Annotated in this window: 24 protein-coding genes; 10 read left to right on the forward strand and 14 right to left on the reverse strand. The window is 66.5% G+C overall.

All coding sequences use genetic code 11. The features are described from left to right. The first annotated feature begins 138 nt into the window (after positions 1 to 138). Positions 139 to 570: a VOC family protein gene (locus BLS91_RS04745; protein ID WP_092339595.1), complete on the forward strand. Its 432-nt coding sequence runs from the start codon at positions 139 to 141 to the stop codon at positions 568 to 570. Positions 571 to 596: 26 nt separating this feature from the next. On the opposite strand, the gene BLS91_RS04750 is transcribed toward BLS91_RS04745, so the two are convergent. Then, on the reverse strand, positions 597 to 1,373 hold the full coding sequence (locus BLS91_RS04750; RefSeq protein WP_092339596.1) for an alpha/beta fold hydrolase: 777 nt from the start codon (positions 1,371 to 1,373) through the stop codon (positions 597 to 599). Positions 1,374 to 1,478: 105 nt separating this feature from the next. Here BLS91_RS04750 and BLS91_RS04755 point away from each other — a divergent pair, with 105 nt between their 5' ends. Further along, the gene (locus BLS91_RS04755) at positions 1,479 to 1,880 is read left to right on the forward strand and encodes an ankyrin repeat domain-containing protein (protein WP_198412850.1); all 402 of its coding nucleotides are present in this window, start codon (positions 1,479 to 1,481) and stop codon (positions 1,878 to 1,880) included. Positions 1,881 to 1,953: 73 nt separating this feature from the next. Here the strand turns inward: BLS91_RS04755 and BLS91_RS04760 are convergent, their stop codons facing one another. The 3 genes from BLS91_RS04760 to BLS91_RS04770 form a co-directional block, all read right to left on the reverse strand. Next, complete coding sequence (locus BLS91_RS04760; RefSeq protein ID WP_092339597.1) at positions 1,954 to 2,517, reverse strand: hypothetical protein; 564 nt, start codon at positions 2,515 to 2,517, stop codon at positions 1,954 to 1,956. Positions 2,518 to 2,751: 234 nt separating this feature from the next. Next, positions 2,752 to 3,612 carry a 3-methyladenine DNA glycosylase gene (locus tag BLS91_RS04765; RefSeq protein WP_369827374.1) on the reverse strand — a complete coding sequence of 287 codons (861 nt, stop codon included), beginning with the start codon at positions 3,610 to 3,612 and terminating at the stop codon, positions 2,752 to 2,754. Positions 3,613 to 3,614: 2 nt separating this feature from the next. Further along, positions 3,615 to 4,289 (reverse strand): TetR/AcrR family transcriptional regulator, encoded by a 675-nt coding sequence (locus BLS91_RS04770; RefSeq protein WP_092339599.1) that lies wholly within the window; start codon positions 4,287 to 4,289, stop codon positions 3,615 to 3,617. Between the two features lie 118 nt (positions 4,290 to 4,407). Here BLS91_RS04770 and BLS91_RS04775 point away from each other — a divergent pair, with 118 nt between their 5' ends. After that, entirely contained in the window at positions 4,408 to 5,883 is a 1,476-nt protein-coding gene (locus tag BLS91_RS04775; protein WP_092339600.1) for an MFS transporter, read from the forward strand. A 97-nt stretch (positions 5,884 to 5,980) separates the two neighbouring features. Here the strand turns inward: BLS91_RS04775 and BLS91_RS04780 are convergent, their stop codons facing one another. The 3 genes from BLS91_RS04780 to BLS91_RS04790 all read right to left on the reverse strand — a co-directional run bounded on the left by BLS91_RS04780 (position 5,981) and on the right by BLS91_RS04790 (position 9,692). Then, positions 5,981 to 6,970 carry a dihydrodipicolinate synthase family protein gene (locus tag BLS91_RS04780; protein WP_369827375.1) on the reverse strand — a complete coding sequence of 330 codons (990 nt, stop codon included), beginning with the start codon at positions 6,968 to 6,970 and terminating at the stop codon, positions 5,981 to 5,983. Between the two features lie 176 nt (positions 6,971 to 7,146). Continuing rightward, a complete protein-coding gene (locus tag BLS91_RS04785; RefSeq protein ID WP_159433823.1) occupies positions 7,147 to 9,030 on the reverse strand; it encodes an HNH endonuclease signature motif containing protein in 1,884 nt (627 codons plus the stop codon). A 467-nt stretch (positions 9,031 to 9,497) separates the two neighbouring features. Next, positions 9,498 to 9,692 (reverse strand): hypothetical protein, encoded by a 195-nt coding sequence (locus BLS91_RS04790; RefSeq protein WP_092339602.1) that lies wholly within the window; start codon positions 9,690 to 9,692, stop codon positions 9,498 to 9,500. Positions 9,693 to 9,976: 284 nt separating this feature from the next. Here BLS91_RS04790 and BLS91_RS04795 point away from each other — a divergent pair, with 284 nt between their 5' ends. The 3 genes from BLS91_RS04795 (at position 9,977) to BLS91_RS04805 (ending at position 11,890) form a co-directional block, all read left to right on the forward strand. Then, positions 9,977 to 10,447, forward strand: a complete 471-nt coding sequence (locus tag BLS91_RS04795) for a methyltransferase family protein (protein WP_159433824.1) — start codon at positions 9,977 to 9,979, stop codon at positions 10,445 to 10,447. A 63-nt stretch (positions 10,448 to 10,510) separates the two neighbouring features. Continuing rightward, positions 10,511 to 11,509 (forward strand): LLM class flavin-dependent oxidoreductase, encoded by a 999-nt coding sequence (locus tag BLS91_RS04800; protein ID WP_092339604.1) that lies wholly within the window; start codon positions 10,511 to 10,513, stop codon positions 11,507 to 11,509. A 9-nt stretch (positions 11,510 to 11,518) separates the two neighbouring features. Then, entirely contained in the window at positions 11,519 to 11,890 is a 372-nt protein-coding gene (locus BLS91_RS04805; protein WP_092339605.1) for an MmcQ/YjbR family DNA-binding protein, read from the forward strand. Here BLS91_RS04805 and BLS91_RS04810 read toward each other — a convergent pair. Next, on the reverse strand, positions 11,847 to 12,665 hold the full coding sequence (locus tag BLS91_RS04810) for a histidine phosphatase family protein (RefSeq protein WP_420838490.1): 819 nt from the start codon (positions 12,663 to 12,665) through the stop codon (positions 11,847 to 11,849). The two genes, BLS91_RS04805 and BLS91_RS04810, sit on opposite strands and share 44 nt — an antisense overlap. Here BLS91_RS04810 and BLS91_RS04815 point away from each other — a divergent pair. Further along, the gene (locus BLS91_RS04815) at positions 12,655 to 12,981 is read left to right on the forward strand and encodes an antibiotic biosynthesis monooxygenase family protein (RefSeq protein WP_092339607.1); all 327 of its coding nucleotides are present in this window, start codon (positions 12,655 to 12,657) and stop codon (positions 12,979 to 12,981) included. The two genes, BLS91_RS04810 and BLS91_RS04815, sit on opposite strands and share 11 nt — an antisense overlap. A 43-nt stretch (positions 12,982 to 13,024) precedes the next feature. On the opposite strand, the gene BLS91_RS04820 is transcribed toward BLS91_RS04815, so the two are convergent. From BLS91_RS04820 to BLS91_RS04830, 3 genes are read right to left on the reverse strand one after another with little or no spacing between them, the layout of a single operon-like run. After that, positions 13,025 to 13,441, reverse strand: coding sequence for a hypothetical protein (locus BLS91_RS04820; RefSeq protein WP_233197494.1), 417 nt, complete (start codon positions 13,439 to 13,441; stop codon positions 13,025 to 13,027). Positions 13,442 to 13,464: 23 nt separating this feature from the next. After that, the gene (locus tag BLS91_RS04825) at positions 13,465 to 14,481 is read right to left on the reverse strand and encodes a DUF6545 domain-containing protein (protein ID WP_092339609.1); all 1,017 of its coding nucleotides are present in this window, start codon (positions 14,479 to 14,481) and stop codon (positions 13,465 to 13,467) included. Beyond that, complete coding sequence (locus BLS91_RS04830; RefSeq protein ID WP_134505357.1) at positions 14,481 to 14,975, reverse strand: hypothetical protein; 495 nt, start codon at positions 14,973 to 14,975, stop codon at positions 14,481 to 14,483. Before BLS91_RS04830 ends, BLS91_RS04825 begins: the two co-directional genes overlap by 1 nt. Before the next feature lie 126 nt (positions 14,976 to 15,101). Between BLS91_RS04830 and BLS91_RS19525 the strand changes: the two genes are divergently transcribed. From BLS91_RS19525 to BLS91_RS19865, 3 genes are all read left to right on the forward strand, one after another. Next, a complete protein-coding gene (locus BLS91_RS19525) occupies positions 15,102 to 15,764 on the forward strand; it encodes a hypothetical protein (RefSeq protein ID WP_134505356.1) in 663 nt (220 codons plus the stop codon). A 53-nt stretch (positions 15,765 to 15,817) separates the two neighbouring features. Further along, positions 15,818 to 19,447 (forward strand): methionine synthase, encoded by a 3,630-nt coding sequence (metH, locus tag BLS91_RS04840; protein ID WP_092339612.1) that lies wholly within the window; start codon positions 15,818 to 15,820, stop codon positions 19,445 to 19,447. Positions 19,448 to 19,558: 111 nt separating this feature from the next. After that, positions 19,559 to 19,735: a hypothetical protein gene (locus BLS91_RS19865; RefSeq protein ID WP_158252869.1), complete on the forward strand. Its 177-nt coding sequence runs from the start codon at positions 19,559 to 19,561 to the stop codon at positions 19,733 to 19,735. Between the two features lie 113 nt (positions 19,736 to 19,848). Here the strand turns inward: BLS91_RS19865 and BLS91_RS04850 are convergent, their stop codons facing one another. Genes BLS91_RS04850 through BLS91_RS04860 form a run of 3 tightly spaced genes read right to left on the reverse strand, consistent with a single transcriptional unit; the run spans position 19,849 to position 23,206 of the window. After that, entirely contained in the window at positions 19,849 to 20,676 is an 828-nt protein-coding gene (locus BLS91_RS04850) for an ECF transporter S component (protein WP_092339614.1), read from the reverse strand. Further along, positions 20,673 to 22,625, reverse strand: a complete 1,953-nt coding sequence (locus BLS91_RS04855) for an ATP-binding cassette domain-containing protein (protein ID WP_092339615.1) — start codon at positions 22,623 to 22,625, stop codon at positions 20,673 to 20,675. Before BLS91_RS04855 ends, BLS91_RS04850 begins: the two co-directional genes overlap by 4 nt. After that, positions 22,625 to 23,206: a hypothetical protein gene (locus tag BLS91_RS04860; RefSeq protein ID WP_092339616.1), complete on the reverse strand. Its 582-nt coding sequence runs from the start codon at positions 23,204 to 23,206 to the stop codon at positions 22,625 to 22,627. The genes BLS91_RS04855 and BLS91_RS04860 overlap by 1 nt, the downstream gene beginning before the upstream one ends. Positions 23,207 to 23,221: the final 15 nt, after the last annotated feature.

Raw genomic sequence — 23,221 nt, forward strand, 5'->3', positions numbered from 1 at the left:
ACCTGAGTCCGCCCCCGCTCGCGGCACGTGTTTGAGAGGTTCGCCCCTGTTTGAACCAGTGCCAAACTCTCAAACCAGTGCCACGAGCGCCATACAGACAATTGACCCACGCTCAGGCCGGGCTGTAAGACTTGATGCATGGAACAACGCGTAAATTTCATCACCCTGGCCACCAGCGACCTCGAGGCGGTTCGCACGTTTTATCGTGACGGCCTGGGCTGGACTCCGCTGGTGGACGTTCCCGGTGAGATCGCCTTCTTCCAGGTTGGTCCCGGCCTCATGCTCGGCCTGTTCAACGCTCGGAAGTTCGACGAAGACTTACAACGCGAACACACAACCACCGGTGCGACCGGCATCACCCTCTCGCACAACCTCAAAAGCCGGGACGACGTCACTGCAACGATTGCCGCCATGAAAGCCGCCGGCGGAACCGTGCTGAAGCCCGCCCAGGACGGCGCCTTCGGCGGCATCTTTCACGGCCACGTCGCCGACCCGAACGGCGTCATCTGGGAGATTGCGCACAACCCCGGCTGGCACGTCGACGATGACGGAACCGTGTCGCTCGGCTAATCCTTCAGAAGCTAAGCCTTCAGAAGCTAAGCCTTCAGAAACTCGATCGCAGCCTCGCGGAACGGCCGTGACGTGGGCGCGTTGAAGTGGTTGCGGCCGGGAACCTCGAAGAAGCCACCGTTCGGTGTGGCCTCGGCCAACGCCCTGGATGCATCGAGAATGCTGTCCTCACTTCCGGTCGCGAACAACACCGGTTGGTTCGGCGCGTTGGTCGGTCCGGGCTGCGGCCCGCCACGCATTCCTTCGACCAAGGCAACCAGCGCCGCGAGGTCATTGCCCGGCTGGGCCTTTGCCATCTCGAGGAAGATGCCGGTGAGGCGATCGGTTACTTCGGTGCCGTGCTCGAGGTGGGCGCGGGCATCCGCTATCTGAAAACGTTTCAGCGGATCGCCGTCGGGAATGCCGCCGAGCACCGCCTGCGTGATGCGGCCACCCATTTCGCGGGCGGCCTGCCAGCCGACGCGGGCGCCGAGGGAGTAGCCGACGTAGCGCACCTCGGTGAGCAGGTAGGCGTCGAGTACGGCCTCGACGTCGCCGACCAGCAGCTCCATCGTGTATGCGTCGGGGGAGTGCGGCTTGTCGCTTGCGCCATGGCCACGCTGGTCGATGCCGATCACGTGAAAGCCGGCGCGGGTGAGGTCGCGAGTCCAGCCGGTGGCGTGCCAGTTCGCGATCGCGCTCGACGCGAAGCCGTGCACGACGAAAACGGTCGGATTCTCGGGATCTCCGAGCTCATAGGTGGCCAGCTGCACGCCGTCCAGGGACGGAACAAAACGGTGCTCGGGCGCGGTTCGGTGCAACATCCCCCTATCTCACCACGGATGCTGCGGTCGTTGTTCACCACAATCGCTCACCACCGCCCCGCGCCGGTTACGCTGGGCCAACGGTAAACGAGCGAGAGCAGTGCAGTGAACGAGAACACATCCGGGCTCAGCCCCGAGGTCATCGAGGGCGTTTTCAACCTCGCCCGCGACGGCCAGACCGGTCCGCTGAGCGAAATGATCGACGCCGGAGTCGGCCTCAACGTTCTCAACCCGCGGGGCGACACCCTGCTCATCGTCGCGGCCTACCAGCAGCACCCCGAGACCGTCGGTGAGCTGCTTCGGCGCGGGGCGGACGCATCCGTTGTGAACGCCATGGGTCAGACCGCGATCTCGTGTGCGGTCTTTCGGGGTAACGAAGCCATTCTGCGGCTGTTGCTCGAAGCGGATGCCGACCCCCGCCTTGGCACGCACAGCGGGGTGGCCATCGCCGACCAGTTCGGCCTGCCCCGCATGCGCGAGATCATCGAGTCGTACCCGCGCGACTGACTGCCCGCGCGACCGACCGCACACAAAAAGGGCGCCTCCCGAGGGGGAGACGCCCTGGCTGCTGGTGGGTTGGTTAGCGGCCGAGTCCGAGGCCGAGGCCACCGAGAACATCGTTGACGATCGAGTCGACCGAGCTGTTGATGTCGCCGCTGTTGACATCTTCGACGTCGACTCCGTCGACATCGGTGCCGTTGCCGGCGTCAATCGGTGCGGTGATGGGGGCTTCGATCGGTGCGACCACGTCGTTGCCGTTGCCGACGGACGCGCCGTTGCCGACCTCGTTGCCCGAGGCGACGTCACCGTTGAGCGAGTCTGAAACGAGCGGGCCGATGACGACTCCGCCGTTCACCAGACCGCCGTTGGCCACGCCACCGAGCGAGGTATCGTTGCCGAGCACGCCGTTGCCGGTCGAGTCGTTGCCGGAGAGGTTGAACAGGTCGCCGATGAGGTCGAGGCGGTTCTGCTTCGAAGAGCTGTCCGTGGAGGTGCTGGTACTCGTCGTGGTGCTCGTGCTGTCGCCGTCGAACGCCTGGGCTGGGGCGACGAAGCCACCAATGATAAGAGCGGATGCCGCGGCGCCGGTGACGCCCAGCGCGGTGATCTTGCGAATGTTCGTGTGCTTCGTGATCGCGTTCATGAGAGCTCCAATTCGTTGTTCTGTTCCGGCCTCGAGGTCTTTTCGGGCCGCACAGATGGTCCGGAGCCCCGGCCAATGTGGTTTGGTCGGCATGCCCCAAATGGGTGCCGCCGACCGCTCTGAGCTGGGCGCGCACTCGCCGTGACCCGCCAGGATCGCCGCGGCGAGGGGCATCCGCTCGTCGCGGAGGCAAAACCTGAAAAGAAGCTGGCAACCGAGCAATCGCGAGCAATTTTAGGCGAGAAGGCTCACGACCCGGTCGCGCAGCAGATTGCTGCGCTCGGTGAAACCGCGCTGGCGGCGCACATACTCGGCTTTGCCCTCGGGGGTCTCGACTTCGACCGGCGCATAGCCCCAGTTGCTCAGGTCGTAGGGGGAGGCCTCCATATCGAGCCGGCGAATGTCGCGCGCGAGTTCGAAGGAGTCAAGCAAAACTTCACCGGGAACCAGGGGCCCGAGCTTGATTACCCACTTATAGATGTCCATTCCGGCGTGCAGGCAGCCGGGCTGCTCCATCGCCGGCTGGTTCTCACGGGTCGGCTGCAGCCGATTGAGCGGCAGGGCTGCGGGAGTGAAGAATCGAAAAGCGTCAAAATGGCTGCACGCTATGCGGCTTTCGGCGACGACGGCATCGGTGTCGCTCTGGCCGAGGCGCAGCGGCGCGACGTGCCGGTGTTCGCCCTGGCGGTAGACCATCGCCCACTCGTGCAGGCCGAAACAGCCGAAGTGGGCCGGTTGTTGCCGGGTGGCCGTGAGGAGATTTCCGATGAAACGGATGACGCGCTCGTTCTTTTCGGAGAAGGCCGCAGCATCCACCTGGCTGGCGGTGCCTATCGTGCGATACCACTTCCAGCTGGCGCGGGGGTCGTCAGCGGCGTCCTGCAGCAGCACGCCGGCACCGGGATGCCAACGGCGCAGCAGGCCGGGACGAAACGGGTAGTAGGTGAACAGAAAATCGTCGACCGGATGCGTCTGACCGGTCGCCGCGCGCTCGCGCCTGGCCCGAGTGAGCGCGTCGGCGCGGTGTTCGTGGTCCTGCTCGAGGCTTCGCCACTTGGTGGCCCCGAGCACGCGAGTCTCCGTGTTCACTGTCACTGTCACGTGTCCGTTGCACCCGCCCCGCCGTCAACCGTGGCGAGTGGGCGGCCCAGGCCGACCGCGGGCAGCACAACGCCGTCGATCAGCTGAATGAAGAAGTCGCGATTGACCGGTTTCTGCAGCACCAGCACGCGGTAGATGGCCATGGACTGGCTGAGCATGGCGAGGCTATCGATGTCGGAGTGCTCCGAAATCTCGCCACGGTCAATGGCGCGCTGCAGCAGAATGCGATTAGCGGATGCCCGCGGCTCCACGATCGCCGCCCGCGCCACCTCGGCGAGCTCGGGGTTGCGGGAGATCATCGACATGAGTCCGGCCATGATGCGCATCTTGCGGGCGCCATCTTCGATGGCGTGCGGCTTGATCATGGCCACGAGGTCGCCGCGTAGAGTGCCGGTGTCTGGCAGGTGGTCGCGATCGAAGTCGCCGCGTTTCATGCAGGCGACGGCGTCGATGACGAGTTCGCCCTTGGACGGCCAGCGACGGTAGAGCGTGGCTTTGCCCGCCTTGGCCCGGGCGGCCACCATTTCCATGGTCATTCCGTCGTAGCCGGTTTCGGCGAGCACTTCGAGGGCAGCGTCGAGAATGTCGGGGTCGCGGGTGTGGTCGCGTTTGCGCCCCAGTTTCGGGGCCTCCTCGACGGTTTCCTCGAGCGGGCTCGCATCGCGCGTCATCGCTGGCCCCCTTCACTATGCTTGGTGTTTCGTGCCCGGTGTTTCATTCTCGTAAATTATCGCATATTCAGGAACTGTTAAGATCCGGAACTACTCAGTTTCGTATAGAGTGTCCGACATGTCACAGACTTCCTCCGTCGCGTCGCCCGAAATCGTCGCCGCACCACCCACCTCCCGCCGCTGGTGGACCCTCTGTGTGGTCGGGCTCGCCCAGCTCATGGTCGTACTCGATTCCACCGTCGTCAACATCGCCCTACCGTCGGCCCAGGCCGACCTCGGCTTCTCCAACGGCGACCGCCAATGGATCGTCACTGCCTACTCCCTCGCCTTCGGTAGTCTGCTGCTGCTCGGCGGTCGCCTCTCCGACCTGATCGGCCGCAAACGCACCTTCATCATCGGTCTGATCGGATTCGCCGTCGCGTCGGCGCTGGGCGGAGCGGCCGACAGCTTCGGCATGCTGGTCGGAGCCCGCGCCCTGCAGGGAGCATTCGGCGCACTGCTCGCCCCGACCGCCCTCGCGGTGCTGACGACGACCTTCACGATTCCCAAGGAACGCGCCCGTGCCTTCGGTGTGTTCGGCGCGATCGCCGGCGCCGGCGGTGCCGTGGGCCTGCTCCTCGGCGGGTACCTCACCGAAAACTTCGACTGGCGCTGGAACCTCTGCATCAACGTCGTCATCGCCGTGATCGCCATCGTCGGCGCGGCCATCTTCTTCAGCCACGCCACGCGCACGGGCCCTCGCCCCAAGCTCGACATCCCCGGCACGTTGCTCGTCTCCGGTGCTCTGTTCGGACTGGTCTACGGATTCTCCAACGCGGAGACCGACGGCTGGGACTCGATCCTTACCTGGGGAACCCTGTCAGCGGCCGGGGTTCTACTGGTCGCTTTCGTGCTCTGGCAACGCAAGGCGGCGCATCCGCTTCTGCCGTTGGCCATCGTGCTGGACCGCAACCGCGCAGCCGCGTACATCTCGATTCTCATCGCCGGAGCGGGCATGTTCGGCATCTTCCTCTTCGTGACCTACTACCTGCAGACGTCCTTGCAGTACTCGCCGATGCAGACCGGCGTGTCCTTTTTGCCAATGATCGCCATGCTCGTGCTGGCCGCGCAACTGTCGACCAACATTTTTGTACCCCGATTCGGACCCAAAATTCTGGTGCCGATCGGCATGAGCCTCGGCGCGATCGGCATGATCTACCTCACGCATCTCGACCTGAACAGCGTCTACGTGCTCGACGTGCTGCCGCCACTGATGATTCTCGGACTCGCCATGGGAACGATCATGCCCGCCTCGATGCAGACCGCCACGCTCGGTGTCGACGGCCAGTTCGCCGGCGTCGCCTCGGCCATGGTCAACACCAGCCAGCAGGTCGGTGGATCCATCGGCACCGCGCTGCTCAACACCCTCGCGGCCACCGCGGCCACCAACTATGTCGCCGCCCACCTGCCCGCGACGGCAGCAGTCGCCGCCCAGGCCGCCGTGCAGAGCTACGCGGTCGCCTACTGGTGGGGTGCGTCGTTCTTCATCGTCGGCGCCATCGTGGCTGCCTTGCTGTTTCGCCGCATCGGGCACGGCATCTCGCTGCGCCACTGAGAATGCGCCACTGAAATGCCCAGCCTCGAAGCTGCCCGCTACCCGCGTCGAGAGCGGATGCCCGGCCTCGGCCGTGCAGACCTCGCCTGGGTCTGCGCTAATTCAGGCCAAGCACGACCAGCGCCGCCTCGAGTTCGCGCCGGGCGGCATGGTCGAGTCCGAGCAGGGGCAGCGGCAGGTTGGGCGAATTCACGAGACCTAGCGATTCCGCCGCTGCCGACACGACCCGCAGGCTGCCGTAGCGTTGAAAAAGCGCCCACAGCGGTTCGAGTCGGTCGGAGGCAGCGACGGCCGCCGCACTGCTTCCAGTTTGCGCGGCACGCGTGATGGCGAGTACGGTCTCGGGAAACAGGCCGGCGAGCACGCTGTACCAGGCATCGGCACCGCCGAGCAGTCCGCCGGCCGCGAGCCAGTCCCCGGAGACGCCGATCGTGACATGCGCGGGAATCACGGCGCGGAGCACGGCGATTCTCCCAGGGGCCTCTTCGACGGCGATCCCCGGAATCTTGATCGAGCCGATTTTGGGAAGCACGGCAATACGACCGTGCAACTCGTCACTGAACGTGACGTGGGTGGTGCCGGGGTTGTCGTAGACGACGAGCGGAACGGATATTTCTGCTGTGACGGCCTCGTAGAGTCCGAACACCTCATCGTCGGTCAACGGCTGATAGGTCATCGGCGCCAGCAGTACCGCCGCGGCGCCGGCGCTCTGGGCATCCGCTGCGAGGTTGAGCACGTCGCGGGTGCGGAGTGCGCCGATTCCCACGATGACCGGGGTCGTCCCGGCCGCCTCGACGGCAGTGCGTGCGGCCCAGGCCCGCTGTTCACGGCTGAGGTAGGCGTACCCGCCGGTGGAGCCGAGCGCACCGATCGAGTCGACGCCGGCATCTGCCAGCCGGGTAACCAAACCGACGAACGCCCGCTTATCGATGCCCTTTTCGTCGATCGGGGTGAGGGGAAATGCGCTGAGTCCAGTGAACAGAGTGTGCCCCTTCGTCGGTGTGCGCGCCTTGCGGCGCTCTGACCATCCTCCCGTACGTTGTGAGATCGGATTGGCCGCTCGTTCCGCAATGTAGGGCCAATCCACTGATGGAGGCCGCGCTGAGTGGGGCGTGATCAGTCTTCCGGTCGCGACGGCGCCGCTGGTCGAGCCTGTCGAGCCCGCCATAGTCCTTGCGGTGGCTGTCTGCGCCGCCCAGCCATTCCGGGTGCCGGGTTCCGGGTGCCGAGCTCCGGGTGCTGGGTGCCTTGGGCCGTTCGGGCTTATTTGTTCCAGTTGGGTTTCTCGGCGGGGATGGCGGCGCGGTTTTGTCCGGCGGGGCGCCAGGTTTGGGTGGGGTCGAACAGGAGGGGTCCGCGTACCCAGGGTCGGCCGTCTCGCATGTCGATGTCCCAGCCGGAGGTGTCGATGCTGGAGTGGCTGGCGTTGCAAAGAAGGACTGCGTTGTCGATATCGGTCAGGCCGCCTTTCTGCCAGGGAACGACGTGATGAACCTGGGCCAGGTGGGGTGGCACGGTGCAGCCGGGGATGACGCAGCCGCCATCTCGGGCGGCCAATGCTCGGCGTTGACTGGCGCTGAAGCACCGGTTGCTGGTGCCGAGGTGCAGGATCGTGCCGGTCTGGCCGAACAGCACGGGTTGGTAGCCGCCGGCGCAGATGAGTTCGTCGACCTGGCCGGGGGTGAGGGGGCCGTCGATGCCGTCGATCCAGCCGGCGCCGCGGCCGTCGAGGAGGTCGTTGATGTTGATGTGTACGAGCACGGTGGGGGCGGCGCCGCCCATGGTAGGGGTGCCCGGCTGCCGGGCTGCGGCTTCGAACACGGCGCGGAGGATGCTGGCTTGTTTTTCGTTGCGGGAGCGGGTGTCGTCGGGTTGCTGCGGGCACGGACTGAGTAGGTCGGGACTGATCCTGTCGGGGCTGAGCGGGTCGGGTGGGTCGGCGTCGAGCGTGTCGCTGGCCTCCATTTTCGCACCCGCCTCGCCCGCCTGGCCAATTTCGGTGGCTTGGCCCGCCGCGGTGGCGTTCCGCGCCTCGCTGGTTGCTTCTTGTGCCGCTTCGTTGTCGTCTGCGTGGGCGAGGTCGGTCTCACGGAACGCGACCCGGGCACGTGGAGGGGCGTCGGAGACTCGGGCCGTGCCGGACGCCCGGGTCGCGGCGCCGTCGGCGCCGGGAACCGGGTTGGCCGCGGCGGCGGACAGGTACGCATCGAAAACGTTGCTCATGATGGCGCGGTCGAGGGTGGTGAACCAGCCGTTGAGGCTGTAGCCGCCGTTATTGAGGGTGCCGAAGGTGAGCCAGCTGCGCCGTTCGGTCGGGGCCTCGCCGGGCGCGCTGCCGTCGGGGGCGAGGCGAGCTTTCCACTGGATGCCCTGCTGCCGCAGCAACTCCGGCGCAAACGCGATGCCAGCACCGGGCAGCCCCTCAGTTTCGGGAATGATCGCACCGGAGCCGCTGGCCACCAGAGAGCGTTCGACCCGGTCGAGGTCTTCCACCAGCACGGAGGAGCGCAGGCCGTCGAGCACCTGCACGATCACCCGGGACTGTTCCAGGCCGAGCTCCCCGCCCTGCAGGGCCTCTCCGAGCACCGGGTAGGTGGGGGCCAGCGGGCGGCCGAGCAGCATCCGCTGCCCAGCCTTCTCACCGAGTGCGGATCGCTGCAGGACTTCGGAGCGGGAGAGCCGGGCGAGGGTGCAGACCAGCTCGACGCCGCTGCGACAGCCGAGCCGACGGGCCAGCGTCGGCGCAGCCAGAGACGCCGCCGCACGCGCCACGCTCGGAGAAGCCGCAGCACCCTCCGGGATCACGGATTCCGCAGCAGCCTTGCCCGAACCAGCCTTCTCCCGGGCTGCATTCTGCGCGGCGGCGGCACTCTGATCAACAGCAGCCTGGGCGGCGGCTTTCGCTGCGGCAGCATCAAAGTATTCGGAGCGGCGCAGCACATCCGACGTGGAGAGCACCCGGGCCCCGTCGACCACCCGGCCCACGCTCTCCACCGCCAGCAGCAGGGTCAGTGATTCTTCATCACCCAGCAGCCCGAACGACACCCCGCCCAGTGCCGCCAACAGAATCTTCCGGGCCTGCTCCACCGCCACAATGACCGGGTTCGAACTGGCCTCGTTCGGGTTTTCCATGAACATGGGCGCCATTGCCTCCTTGACACCCATTCTACCGCAAATCGAACACAAAAACGATAGAATCTCAGAAACATTTCTGGAAGCAATTTGGAAGGTCGACGCGGATAGCTTTAGCCTCGGTACCCCAGAATGCTTGTTTGCAAGCCGTTCGGGGTGTACTAGTCGCGTGACGGTTTGCCTTTCCGACGGGATAATATCGAATTCAACAGCGGATTCCTCTCACGAAACGTACACGTCAGGGCTTCTTTTGATCGATGCACGCGGCGATCTGTGATGCTGAACCCATCTTCGCTGGGCGCAGCATCCAAATCTTGCCCTCGTTCCGGGCCTAGGCCTCGACTGCAGGCACGGTGGCCCCCGGCGAGACGCAGGCGCAGCGTCTGCCCCGGGCGAGCCGTCGACACAGCCACGCACACAATGACCGTCGCAGCGAGGCGGCAGCCACCGCGCCGTCCGGGGGGTGAGCGCATCACGGTGAGCTACGCGGCCAGGGGAGCGGCTCCTGCCTGCCAGCGGATAGCGCGCACGCCAGCCCGGGTGCCGTGCATGTTGTCATCGTGGCCGCGCCAGCGACGGCACTCGACCAGGTCCCCGGCCGGCGTGATGCGCGGGTCGCGGCACGAGTTGTCGTAGCCGGTGTAGTCGATTTCAAGGAGGAGTTCGTCGTCAGTCATGGTTGAAGTTCCAGTTCAGCGGAGGCACCCGAGGTGAGGTGTCCCGGCGAATGCAGATGCCGGATCACAGCGCTTGCCTCGAACCGATCGTGCAGTACACGACCCGATCTGAGGCCCGATGTCACTCTCCGGCAGCATCGGCGGAGCCGGTCTCTGCGTTCGAGGGTAAGTCGCCGCGGTGCGGATTGTCTGCAAAAAAGCGAAAATGTTTCATTTCGTTACACGGTGGTGATCTGGAGTTAACGTCGATCGGCCGGCTCGCCGCCCGGGCGTACCCTCGAATTATGAAACGTGCGCTCGCGCTGAGCCTGGTCACCGTGCAATTTCTGCTGCTGGGGGCTCTGGCCTTTCTGCCCCATGGCTCGCTGTGGTCGCCCGCCATCGGCATCATCGTGGCGGCCATCACGTTGGGTCTGGTCGGCGGCGCCCTCGTGGTGCTCGGCGTCGTCAGCCTGGGGCCAGCGTTGACCGCGAGTCCGATTCCGCGGGAGGACGCCCCGCTGGTCACCGAAGGCGTCTATGGGCTCATGCGCAGCCCGATTTACGCGGGACTCATGACCGGCGGTGTCGCACTCGTGCTGGTGGGGGCATCCGCTTGGCACGTCGTGGCGTGGCTCGCCCTGGTCGGCCTGCTATCAGTGAAGACGCGGTGGGAAGAGCGGATGCTCGTGGCCGAGCACCCCGATTACCTCTCCTACGGCGCGCGGGTCGGGCGATTCTTTCCGGGCATCGGTCGGCTGGCCGAGCGCGGCTGACGCCCTTTCATGCTGGTTTCGGGTGTCGGGTAACGATTTTGCCGCCCGAGTGTTGGCCCCAGTATGACTATTCCGCTCTCCATTCTTGATCTCGCTCCGATTGCCCCCGGGCAGACCGCTCGGGAGAGCTTCGCGGCGAGTGTCGCGCTCGCGCAAACGGCCGAAAAACACGGGTACGAGCGCGTCTGGTATGCCGAGCACCACAACATGCCCACCATCGGATCGTCGGCGACGAGCATCCTGATCGGCCACGTCGCCGGGAAGACCAGCACCATTCGGCTCGGATCCGGCGGCGTCATGCTGCCCAACCACTCCCCGCTCGTGATCGCCGAGCAGTACGGCACGCTGGCCGAGCTCTACCCTGACCGCATCGACCTTGGCCTCGGCCGGGCCCCCGGCAGCGACCAGAATACCGCCAGAGCGATGCGCCGCGACCCGCGCGCCTCCGACCAGTTTCCGCAGGACGTCATGGAACTGCAGGCCTACCTGCGCGGCCAATCGATCGTGCCCGGCGTGCAGGCGGTTCCCGGTGCCGGCACGAACGTGCCGCTGTACATTCTCGGATCCTCACTGTTCGGCGCCGGACTCGCCGCCGCCCTCGGTTTGCCCTACGCCTTCGCGTCACACTTCGCACCCGATGCTCTGCACGACGCCATCGCGCTCTACCGCCGCGATTTCACGCCGTCGGAGCAGCTTGCCACGCCGCACCTCATCGTTGCCGCCAACGTGATCGCGGCCGACGATAAAGCGGATGCCGTGGCCCAGTTCGAGACGACCCGCCGCACCAGGGTGCGCGGCATGCTCTCCCGCGGGCCGGCGACGCCTGAGTACAGCGACGACCAGATCGACCTGTTCCTGACCACGCCGGAGGGCCGCAATATCGCCAACATGATGCGGTATTCAGCGGTCGGCACCGCCGACGAGGTACGCGCCTATCTCGAGGAATTCGCCGAGGGAACCGGAGCTGACGAGCTCATTCTCGCGCACCAGTCGCCGCTCATCGAGGGCCGCCTGCGTTCGGTCGAATTGACCGCCGATGCCATGAATCTCGTATCGGCGTAGGTTTCTAGCATGACTCCGGACACGCTCGTCGATCTCTGCCTGAGCCTGCCCCAGGCGATCGAGACCTTTCCGTTCGGCGAGGAGACGAGCGTGTTCAAGACCAGCGGCAACGGCAAGATCTTCGCGCTCTCCGCCCTCGGTGGCGAGCCGTTCACGGTCTCGCTCAAAGTTGATCCGGAGGAGAGCCGGGCGCTCCGTGAAGAGTTTCCGCAGTGGATCACCCCGGGATACCACCTCAACAAGAAGCACTGGATCACGATCGTGCTGGACGGCCACGTGCCCGCCGAGCTCGTGGAGCAGCTGCTGCGCGACAGCCACGCGCTCGTGCGGCCCCGCCTCACGCCTCAGACAGCGGCTCGCCCAGGGGATCGGCAGCGCTGAGGTCGGCCAGTGCCATGCCGCCCACGGGCAGGCCGGCCCAGGACAGCAGGGTCCAGCCTTCTTCGGGCGAGCCGGTCAGCTCGACAACACCGGTGTTGTCGAGCTCGTTTTCGCCCGCGAACGTCGCGGGCACGTTCTGCGCGCGGGCCGCGGTCCACACGCGAATGGCGGCGCCGTGGCTGAACACCGCGGCGACCTCAGAACCGGCAGCGGCCCGCGCGATGTCGGTGTCGAACCGACGGAAGAAGTCGTGACCGTCGTGAGCGCCCGGCATCCTCTTGTCGAGGTCGCCGGAGCCCCAGGCCACCGCGGTTTCCAGATAGGTGCGAACGGATGCCCGATCGCGCAGCCCCTCGAGCGACCCGGCTTCGATCTCGTGTAGTCCGGACGCGACCTGCAGCTCGAGGCCGCGATCGGCGGCGAGCGGATGCGCGGTCAGATGCGTGCGCAGCAGCGTCGACACAAAAATGGCGTCGATCGGGTCGGAGCGCAGGGCATCGGGTATCGCGGCGGCCTGGCGCAGGCCGAGATCGGTCAAACCCGGGCCGGGACGCGCGGTATCGAGGCGTCCGAGAACGTTGCCGGGAGTCTGGCCGTGGCGGATCAGGAGTAGTCGCATGTCTGTTCCAGCATAGGGAACCTTGCTGGGCGGTGGGAGACGGATGCGCCGACGGCTGCGGTACGGGGCGATACGGCGCGGTCTCGCAGCGGAGAGTGGCAGCATGGAGGAAATACCTTCGAGCGTTCGAATAGGAAGCAGTTTTATGACGATCATCAAGATCAATGCCATCACCGTACCGAGCGACGGCGGCGACGAACTCGCCCAACGCTTCGCGGCCCGCGCCGGAGCCGTCGACGACCGCCCCGGTTTCGAGGGTTTCGAGCTGCTCAAGCCGACCGACGACCGCCTGACCTGGCTCGTCGTCACGCGCTGGGCCGACGAGGAGTCGTTCCAGGCCTGGCTGACCTCCCCGTCCTTTGCCCACGGCCACCGCAGCGAAACCCCGAAGGAGGGCGAGCCGAAAGCGCGCCCCGTCGGTGTGAGCAGTGAGCTGTGGTCCTATGCGATCGCCGGCGGGACCGCCAGCTAAAGCATCCGGGCTGCCGGCTTCCCGCGAAGGCGGTCCTGCCGCCCTACGCGGGCGGGCCTGCCTCGGCGCCGTCCTCTTGAAGCAGTTTGGTGATCGACCGCAGAGTTTCGGGGGAAACGTCGCCGAGCATCCGCGCCGCAAAGCTCACGACTCGGGCAACGCGCAGGCTCTTGACAAATTCGAGCTGGGCGTCGACCCGGTCGGGCAGGTCGCCGGCGGCGCCGAGCATGTATTCCGGAGGGATGCGGAAGAACTCGGCGATGCCGGTGAGGAGGGCCGGATCGGTGACGAGGGGGCCGTCGCCGGTGATCATGTAGGCCCAGCGTGCTCGGGAGAGCGTGAGTCCGCGTTCCTTCAGCCCCGCCTCGATTTGGCGGAAGGTGTACGGGGTATTGCCCTCGGCCACGACGACATCGAGCAGCAGGTTGAGTTTGCGCGCCAGCTCCAGCTGCGGGCTCACGTCCCCACAATTCTGCGGCGCGCTCATCGTGTCGGCCCGACGAGGGCGGCGGGGGTCGCTGGCAGACCCACCTGGGTTCGCTGTTCGGCCAGTTCGATAATGACCAGCTCGGCCGGGGTGACGGCCTGCTCGGGGCGAAGCAGCAGGCTGTCGCGAATCTCGACGTGTCGTCGATACAGGTGCGCGCCGGGTCCACTGACCGTGAGCAGCTGCCGCGGTGAGAGCTGCCGCTCGATGCTGAGGTGCGGAGTGTCGCTCAAAAGCCGCCGCCACAGCGGTGTGATGCGCCAGAGCAGCACGCGGTCGCGGTAGTTCTCTCGGCCGGCGGCCAGCGCATCGACGGCCGCCGTCAACCCGAGGCCGATGACGAGACTGATGGGGGAAAGCAGCAGGGTCAGCGTGTAGGCAGTACGCGCCCAGCCGACCAGGAGATAGTCCGCGTAAAAAACGGCAAGCACGGCACTGGTCAGGCTGATGACCGCGTAGGTGAGAACGCCCAGGCAGGCGAGTAGCACCAAGCTCAGTGAGATCAGCGTGACCGGGCGGCGTTGCCGCCGCAGGTCAGCCAGGCAGGCTATAGCGAAGGACACCGCAAAGATTCCCATCGCGATCCAGGTCGTGGCCGCGTACGCGGTGAAATCCCAGCGAGGAATGAACGAGGCGGCGATATCGTCGGTCACCCGCCAATCGCTTCCGAAGAACAAGATGGCCTGCGCGACGATGATCCCGCTGGTGACCAGGGAGGTCGCACGCTTGCGCGCCCGGGTGAGGCCGCGCGGCGACATGGCTTCCTGCACGATGACGTCGAGCAGAGCAATGGCAACGATCGTCAGAGCGTGGAAGATGAAATAGGTCACATTGCCGTTCCCGAGCAGCGCATCGACCGGACGGTACACCGGCTGGGGCATAAGCGTCATGGTCAGAGCGAAGACTGCGAGAAACAGCAGGAGTGGCCGTCGGCGTCCCCGAATGGCCGACGGCACGCACACCGCCGCGGCGACCCAAAAGACGGCTGACAGGATGAAGAGAACTGTTTGCATCAGAGAACTCGTCCGAATCCGGTTAGGGTGCCGTGGACGGCCAACGGCCCATCGTGCAGCATGATGAGCGCCAGCCGATCGCCGATGGCCTCCGCCAGTGCCTCCTGCTCATCGGTGAATCGGCTGCGGGCCAGTGCGTGGACGATTGCGTCAAGGGGAATGAGCGGCGCCAGCAGGGCGATTCGCTCTGCGGACGGCAACTCCTGTTCCTGGTTCAGAATCATATGGCCGAATTCGTGATTGATGAACTGCTGCCGGTGCACCATAGAGGAGGTCGGCGCGTGGTAGATCCGTTCAAAATTCTCGCCCGATACGGCAATCCATAGCCCGCAGAGACCGGCCTCGAGCATGCGCGGAGTCGCCCTCTGCACCACGATTTTTTTTCCGAGCACTGTTTCCATGTGCCGGTGCAACAATTCGGCCGTGAGCGGCCGGGGCAAACCAAGGTCGGACACCATCGTGTGCGCCCGCTTCTGTCGCGACTCGTAGTTCATCGGATGCCCCCTGTTTGCCCAATCAGCCTACCCTTCGCCGGGTGCGGCCAGCCTCGGCGCGCGCCGCGGCCCTCCAATGGGTTACGATAGACATGTCTAACGTGGGTCTGTGGGGGAGGATCAGCAATGGCATCGCTCGACAATGGCGGCAATGCGGGGGCTCTGATATCGGTGTCTAACACGTGGTATGGGCGGCCAACGGTCGAGCGGGCACTGCGCTCCACGTGGAATTTGCGCGATCGGCGCCCTCTTATTGGGGGCGCCGAGCGGCAGATTTCCCAAGCCAAGCCGTTCCGTCATGGGGGAACCGGCGTGTTCGACCTCTGGCTACGTTCCCGAAGATCTCACTCTGGAGCCCGATCCGACCGTCTCGTGCAGTCGTGGTTGCTTGGCTTGGTTCCAGCGGGGGTCAGCCCGCGCGTCATCCTCACCTTCGACAGCTGGCACAACGCACGAACGAGCACGGAAATATCCAGGGACGCCCTCGGAACCGTGACCATCGCGAACCTGGCTACTGTGCGTGCGGCACTGAAAATCATTGATGCCGGAAACAGCGTGGTGGTGCAGGTCTGTTCTATTCCTGACCCATCGGAAGAAACCCTCCCCACGATTCGGGTATGGGTGTGCAATCGAAACGAGGCCAAAGCCATCGACGCAGCTACCCTCGAGCAGAACCGGCGGGGCTTGCTCCCCGTGCAAGCTCCGCGTGCGGCAGCACGATTCGAGACCGGGTGGATCGTGACCGGGGAACCCGGCGGGGCGCACCGTACTCGTGGGCGCGCACGCTAAGAAACGTTACTTCGGGGCCGCGCACCGTTCGGGGCCGCCGTTAGGCTGATCCAATGAACACCGACCGAGAGCCCGAGCGAACGACTGACACCGAAACTTCCGTCGCCCAGGCGCGCCCAGCCCGATCGCAGGCCCTGTTGAACGCCGTCAGGTCAAGTGTCGTTATCGCCGACGGCGCCATGGGCACCATGCTGCAGGAGCACAACCCCACCCTCGACGACTACCAGCAGCTCGAGGGCTGCAACGAGATCCTCAATGTGAGCCGCCCCGACATCATCGCGGCCATCCACGACGTCTATCTCGAGACCGGCATCGACGCCATCGAGACCAACACCTTCGGCGCCAACTGGTCGAACCTCTCCGACTACGGCATCGAAGACCGCATCGAGGAACTCGCCCGGCTCGGCGCCGAGATCGCCCGCACCAGTGCCGAGATGTTCGAAGCCCGCGACGGCCGCGTGCGCTGGGTGCTCGGCTCGATGGGCCCCGGAACCAAGCTGCCCAGCCTCGGCCACACCACTTACTCAAACCTCAAGGCCACCTTCGCCGAGCAGGCGCTCGGCCTTATTCGCGGCGGCGCTGACGCCTTCCTGATCGAGACCTCGCAGGACCTGCTGCAGACAAAAAGCGCGGTGAACGGATGCAAGCAGGCCGTAAGCGAGACCGGCATCCGCTTGCCGATTTTCGTCGAGGTGACGGTGGAAACCACGGGAACCATGCTGATGGGCAGCGAGATCGGCGCGGCGCTGACCGCGCTCGAACCGCTCGGTATAGACGCGATCGGCCTGAACTGTGCCACCGGGCCCACCGAGATGAGCGAGCACCTGCGCCACCTCTCGAAGTTCTCGCGCGTACCCGTGATCTGTATGCCGAACGCCGGTCTGCCCCAGCTCACCAAGACCGGCGCGAGCTACCCGCTGACCCCCGACCAGCTCGCCACGGCGCACGAACAGTTCGTGAAGGAGTTCGGGCTGGGGCTGGTCGGCGGATGCTGCGGCACGACTCCCGCACACATGCGCAAGGTGGTTGAGCGGTTGCGCGGCGTCACAGTGAAGCCGCGCACGCTCGAAGCGGATCCCGGCGTCGCCAGCCTGTACCAGCACGTCAGTTTTGACCAGGACAGTGCCTTTCTGGCCATCGGGGAGCGCACCAACGCCAACGGCTCCCGAGCCTTTCGGGATGCGATGCTCGCCGAGAACTGGGACGACTGCGTCGACATCGCCCGCAGCCAGGTGCGGGACGGCGCCCACCTGCTCGACGTCTGCATCGACTACGTCGGCCGTGACGGCGTCGCCGACATGAAGCAGGTCGTCTCCCGGCTCGCGAGCGCGTCGACCCTGCCGCTCGTCGTGGACTCCACCGAGCCGGCCGTGCTGCAGGCCGGCATGGAGCTCATCGGTGGCCGCCCGGTGGTGAACTCGGTCAACTTCGAAGACGGCGAGGGGCCGACCTCGCGGTTCGGCCGCATCATGCCGCTCGTGAAGGAGCACGGCGCCGCCGTGATCGCCCTCACCATCGACGAAGAGGGCCAGGCCCGCACCGCCGAGCACAAGGTGCGCATCGCCACCCGGCTGGTCGAGACGCTCGTCAACGTGTGGGGCATGCGGGTCGAGGACATCATCGTCGACGCCCTCACCTTTCCGATCGCGACCGGCCAGGAGGAAACCCGTCGCGACGGCATCGAAACCATCGAGGCGATCCGCCAGATCAAGGCGAAGTACCCCGGCATCCACACCACCCTCGGCGTCTCGAACGTGTCGTTCGGGCTCAACCCGGCGGCTCGCTCGGTGCTCAACTCGGTGTTCCTGCACGAGGCGACCGCGGCCGGCCTCGACTCCGCCATTGTCAACTCGGCCAAGATCGTGCCGCTCGCCTCGGTGCCCGATGACCGCCGCAAGGTGGCCCTCGACCTGGTCTGGGACCGCCGCGAATACGACGCCGAAGGCACCCTCACCTATGACCCTCTGGTGGCCCTGCTCGACCTGTTCGCCGGCGTCGACTCCGCCGCATTGAAGGACGAACGTGCCGCCGAACTGGCCGCCCTGCCGGTGGGCGAACGGCTCGAGCGCCGCATCATCGACGGCGAGGCCAAGGGCCTCGAAGCCGACCTCGACCTCGCCCGGGCCGGGGGCCTGAGCGCCCTCGACATCGTCAACGTGCACCTGCTGGTGGGCATGCAGGTCGTCGGCGCCCGCTTCGGCAGCGGCGAGATGCAACTGCCGTTCGTACTGCAGTCCGCCGAGGTCATGAAGGCCGCGGTCGCGCTGCTGGAGCCGCACATGGAGAAATCCGAAGCGGCCGGCAAGGGCACGATCGTGCTCGGCACAGTTCGCGGCGACGTGCACGATATCGGTAAGAACCTGGTCGACATCATCCTCACCAACAACGGCTACGACGTGATCAACATTGGCATCAAACAATCGATCGCTGAATTTATTCGCGTCGCCGAAGAGAACAATGCTGACGTCATCGGTATGATCGGCCTCCTCGTGAAATCCACGGTCGTGATGAAGGAGAACCTGCTCGAACTCGAGTCCCGCGGGCTCGCCGATAAGTGGCCGATTTTGCTCGGCGGCGCCGCCCTCACCCGCTCCTACGTGGAGGACGATCTCGACAGCGTCTTCGCCGGACAGGTGCGCTACGCCCGCGATGCCTTCGAGGGCCTCGCCCTGATGGAACCGCTCGTGGCCATCTCCCGAGGCGCCGACCCCTTGTCCGTCGGGCTGCCGCCGCTCAAGAAGCGCATCCACAAGAAGAGCCTGCTCACCCTGACCGAGCCGGAGGAGATGCCCGCCCGCTCCGAGGTCGCTGCCGACAACCCCATTCCGGTGCCGCCGTTCTGGGGTACCCGCATCGTCAAGGGCGTCGCTCTCGCCGATTTCTCGGCCTTTCTCGATGAACGCGCCACCTTCATGGGCCAGTGGGGGCTCAAACCGAGCCGCGCCGAAGACGGCGCCAGCTACCAGGAACTGGTCGACACCGTCGGCCGGCCGCGCCTGCGCTACTGGCTCGATCGCATCCTGAGCGAGGGCATGCTCGACGCTTCCGTGGCCTACGGCTACTTTCCGGTCGTCGCCGAGGGTGACGACATGGTCGTGCTGCACCACGGCGACGACCCCACCGGGCTGGTGGGCCAGGCCGGACTTCTCGCGCCCGACGGCGGTTCCGGCGGCGTGCTCGGCACCGACCGCCTGCGCTTCAATTTCCCGAGGCAGCGCCGTGACAAGCACCTGTGCCTGGCCGACTTCGTGCGCTCCAGGGACACCGGCCAAACGGATGTCGTGGCCCTCCAGCTGGTCACGGCCGGCTCGAACGTGGACTCGGTGACGGCCAAGATGTTCGCTGCGAACCAGTATCGCGACTACATGGAACTCAATGGGCTGACCATGCAGCTGACCGAGGCGCTGGCCGAGTACTGGCACTCGCGCATCCGCTCGGAATTCGGTGTGGGCGGCGAAGACCCGACCGATATCGCCGGCATGTTCAAGCTGGAGTATCGCGGCGCCCGCTTCTCGCTCGGCTACCCGGCCTGCCCCGAGATGGAGGACCGCCGCAAGGTTGTTGAGCTGCTGAAACCGGAGCGCATGGGCGTCGTCTTGTCGGAGGAGCTGCAGCTGCACCCGGAGCAGTCGACCGACGCGTTCGTGTTCCACCACCCGGAAGCGAAGTACTTCTCGGTGTAACGGGTCGTTCCTCCCGAATCACCCCGCGTGGCGCTCGAAGTACTCCGAGAGGGCGTCCCGCATGATGTCGCTTTGCGGTCGCTGCGCCGCCGTGACAAAGGTCGCGAGCTGATGGTCGAGTTCTTCCGTCAGGCGAAAGGTTCGTTTGGGCGACTGGTACCCACGAGCTTTCTGTTCACTCGCCAAACTTGGGCGCCCGCGAAAGGCCTTCTCGACGCCCTCAGCGCCGCCCAGCGCCGCCTCGAGAGCTGCCCGGCCGTGGGCCGCGGCCGCGTCGCCCTCGCGTAGGCGCGCGTCGGGCCGCGCAGCTCCCGTACGTCGCGCGGGAGCTGCGCTCGTGCGCGCGAGTTGCGCCTCCCGCGCAGCTGCGCAAGTCCCGCGAAGCGTGAAAACGGGTGCGGTCAGCGGCGGGGGTTCAGACGGGCACGACGCAGGGCCGCGAGTACGGCAGGGCCGACGAGGGCGATGCCGACGACCGTGGTGATGGCGCGCACGGTGTCCCAGGTGAGGGTCGACGTGACGAGCGAGTAGAGCGCGAACGAGGCAAGGTTCTGGCCGGGGTCGGCGGCGGCTTCATAGGAGATTCCGGTGCCGCTGCCCACGGCGAACGGCCAGAACCAGAGGTTCATCAGAAGCCCGAAGAGGTACGAGGCGACCACGCCGTAGGCGGCCAGCAGGGCGATTTCGAGGCTCGCACGCCAGCGCTGCGCGGTTGCACGCCGCGCGGGTTCGGTCGGCGGAGTCGCTTTCGGCCAGCGCTGCAGCAGCCCAGCACCCGCTCCGACCCAGCCGCAGGCAAACATTTGGAACGGAGTCCACGGCCCGAAACCACCCCAGAGCAGGGAGGACACCGCGATGGTGAGCAGTCCGAGCAGAAAACCGAACCGGGCGCCGTAGACCCGTCCGGCCAGAATCAGCAGCACGAACACCGCCTCGACCCCGCCGACACCGGCACCCGCGATGCGCACCGCGGCACCGACTGCCGAGAGCACACCGAGCAGCGCCACTGTTTTCGCCGTGTACATCTCCCGGTCGAGGGTGAGCGCGAGGGCCACGATGAGCGCCGGTATGAGCGCGAACGCCACGATCGGCACCGCCATTTGCGCGTCGGCCGGCACCGCCCCGACGAAGAACGGCCAGGCGAAAGCGGCTGCCGCGAGAGTGTTACCGCCACCGAGAATCCACGACTTCCAGCGGATGCTGCGGCGCGCGCTGACAATAACCGTCACGTGAGCACCTCGATCGGCGCGGATAGCCGGCCCGCCGCCATGCGTAGGGTTCGCGTGGCGAGACCCCGCGCAAAGTTATTGTCGTGGGTGGCGAAGATGACCGCGGCGCTGTGACCGGCGGCCGTGAGGAGCGCCGCGCTGACCAGGGCACGCGCCGCCTGGTCGAGTCCGCGGGTGGGTTCGTCGACGAGCAGTAGGGCCGGCCGGGCCGCGAGCTGAATTGCGATCACGAGGCAGAGTCGTTCGCCGGCGGAGAGGTCGCGCGGGTGACGCTCGAGCAGGTGCGCGGCATCCGTTGTGGCGTCGAAGCCGAGCAGCTGCGCGAACAGCGTTGCGGTGCCTGCGAACTTTGGGAGCTGAAGACCACGGTCGGCCCGCCGGCATTCCTCTGCCACCGTGATCGCGAACAACAGGTCGTCGAAGTTCTCGGGCACGAGCGCCACAGCCCGACGCCGCCCGCGCCGTTTGAGGGTCTGGACATCGTGCCCGGCGACAATCACGGTGTCGGCAGCCGTCGGCAGCGCGATCGCGCGCAGCAGGCTGCTCTTGCCGGCACCGTTGCTGCCGCGCAGCGCGATGAGTTCGCCAGCTCGCACCTCGAACGATACGTCGTCGACGGCCAGATCGGCGGCGTGCCGAACGCTGAGACGACGGATGCTCGCCAACGGCACTGCAGGTAGGGTCGCGATCGGCTTCAGTGCAGGAATCTCGAGGACGTCCGCGAACTGGAACTCGGCGGGGGAGAGCTGGTGCAGGCGGCTGCCTCGAATCTGCAGCCAGACATCCGCTGTTCCGGCGAATTCGTGGGTGTTGTGTTCGGCGAGAACGACGCACACACCAGCCTCGTGGGCGAGCTGGCCGAGTACCGTGCAGACGCGCGCGCGCGCGGACTGGTCGAGGTCGGCGAGCGGCTCATCGACGAGCAGCAAGATGGGGTGGTTCACCAGGGCGGCGGCAATGGCGACGAGGCTGGCCTCTCCGGCCGAGAGCTGCTCGATCGGACGAGATATGAGGTGCTCGATTTTCAGCCGGGCGGCGACCTCGAGCACGCGGGCGTGCACGATGGGCGGGGCCACGCCTCGCACCGCGAGGGTGAACCCGATCTCGTCGTGCACCGTTTCGGCCGCGAACCCGAGCCGCACATTCTGGGCGACGAGTCCGACGAATCCGGCGGTGTCGCGTGGGGGAGTCGAGGCGCGGTCGGCTCCGGCAATGTCGATGCGCCCGGTCTGGACTCCGTCGTAGAAATGCTGGAACAGCCCGCTGAGGCTGTGAAGCAGGCTGGTTTTGCCGGACCCGGTCGCGCCGACGATCACGGTCAGGGTGCCGGGTTCCAGGGTCACGTTGAGGTCGTCGAGGTGCCAGCCGGCTCCGAAACTCAAACCGGCACCGGTGAGCACCACGGGTGCCTCGCACACGCCGGGGACAGCGCGGGTCGCCGCGAAACCGCGCGTCTCCATCGACGCGGCCAGTGCGAGGGCCCGCTCGATGGTCTGCTCGAACACGGGCACGAGCAGCGACGCGATCGACCGTTCACCGCGCAGGGCACGGGCCACCCGAACCCGCCGCACCGACTCCAGGAGCGCTGGAAAGGTGGCCCAAGCGATCACGAGGGAGCGCGAAATAGCGCGCAGCGGCCCTCGGCCCGCACCGCGCGCGAACAGGGACTGCACGTTGATGACGGCGTTGAGCAGGCCGAAGAACACGATGACGGCCGCGACCGGCAGCGCGCTGAGCGCGGCGTTACCGAGTCCGAGCAGGGTGATCGGGCCGAACAGCGTCATGTGGCTGAACGGTCCGTCGAGCCGCAGCCGCGGAAGATCCAGAAGCACCGGGTCGAGGCCAACGCCGGCGCCGCCGAACACCACCCGGTAGACGACTCGCAGCAGCACGAAGCCGACAGCGAGCACGACTGCCGCGCGGAGCGGGGCGAGGCGCAGGCGAAACACTAGCTGCCGGGCGTGGGCGTCTCGGTGCCAGTGGTGTACACGAGGCCGAGGGACTGGCCGGGCTCGACCTCGAGCGTGCCGAGACCCTCCATGGCGTAGTCCCAGTCGGCGTCGGGGGTGGCTTTCACCCAGAGAGCCCAGTAGGCGTAGGCGGGCGGCATCGACGCGCAGGTCTCGGTGAACGACTCCTGCCCGTCGACCACGACGGTTTCGTCCGCGGCCGGGCGGTCATTGACGCGGCAGACGATGGCGTCGCCGTATTCCACACTGCCCTCGGTAGTGATGCCGGTCGTCGTGAGTGCCGCGCTGGCGGCGATAGCCGCTGTCGCGTCGACACAATCCGTGACCGTGTCGGCGTCGAGCGTGCCGAAATCGACGACGACGTTGACCCCGGCACACTCGGAGGCAGAGACATCCGCTTCGGCCGGTGCGGTGGCGGTGGCGGCAGCGGATGCGCCCGAGCCCGAGCCGGAGCCGGCATCGATGGTGGCGCATCCGCTCAGGGCGGCGAGCAGAACGAGCGCGCCCAGCGCGGCAAAGGTGCGAGTGGGCGCGGTGACAGGCGGTGCGGTGAGGATCATTACTTCAGAATACCT

Source organism: Cryobacterium flavum, assembly GCF_900103805.1.
Lineage (GTDB): Bacteria > Actinomycetota > Actinomycetes > Actinomycetales > Microbacteriaceae > Cryobacterium > Cryobacterium flavum.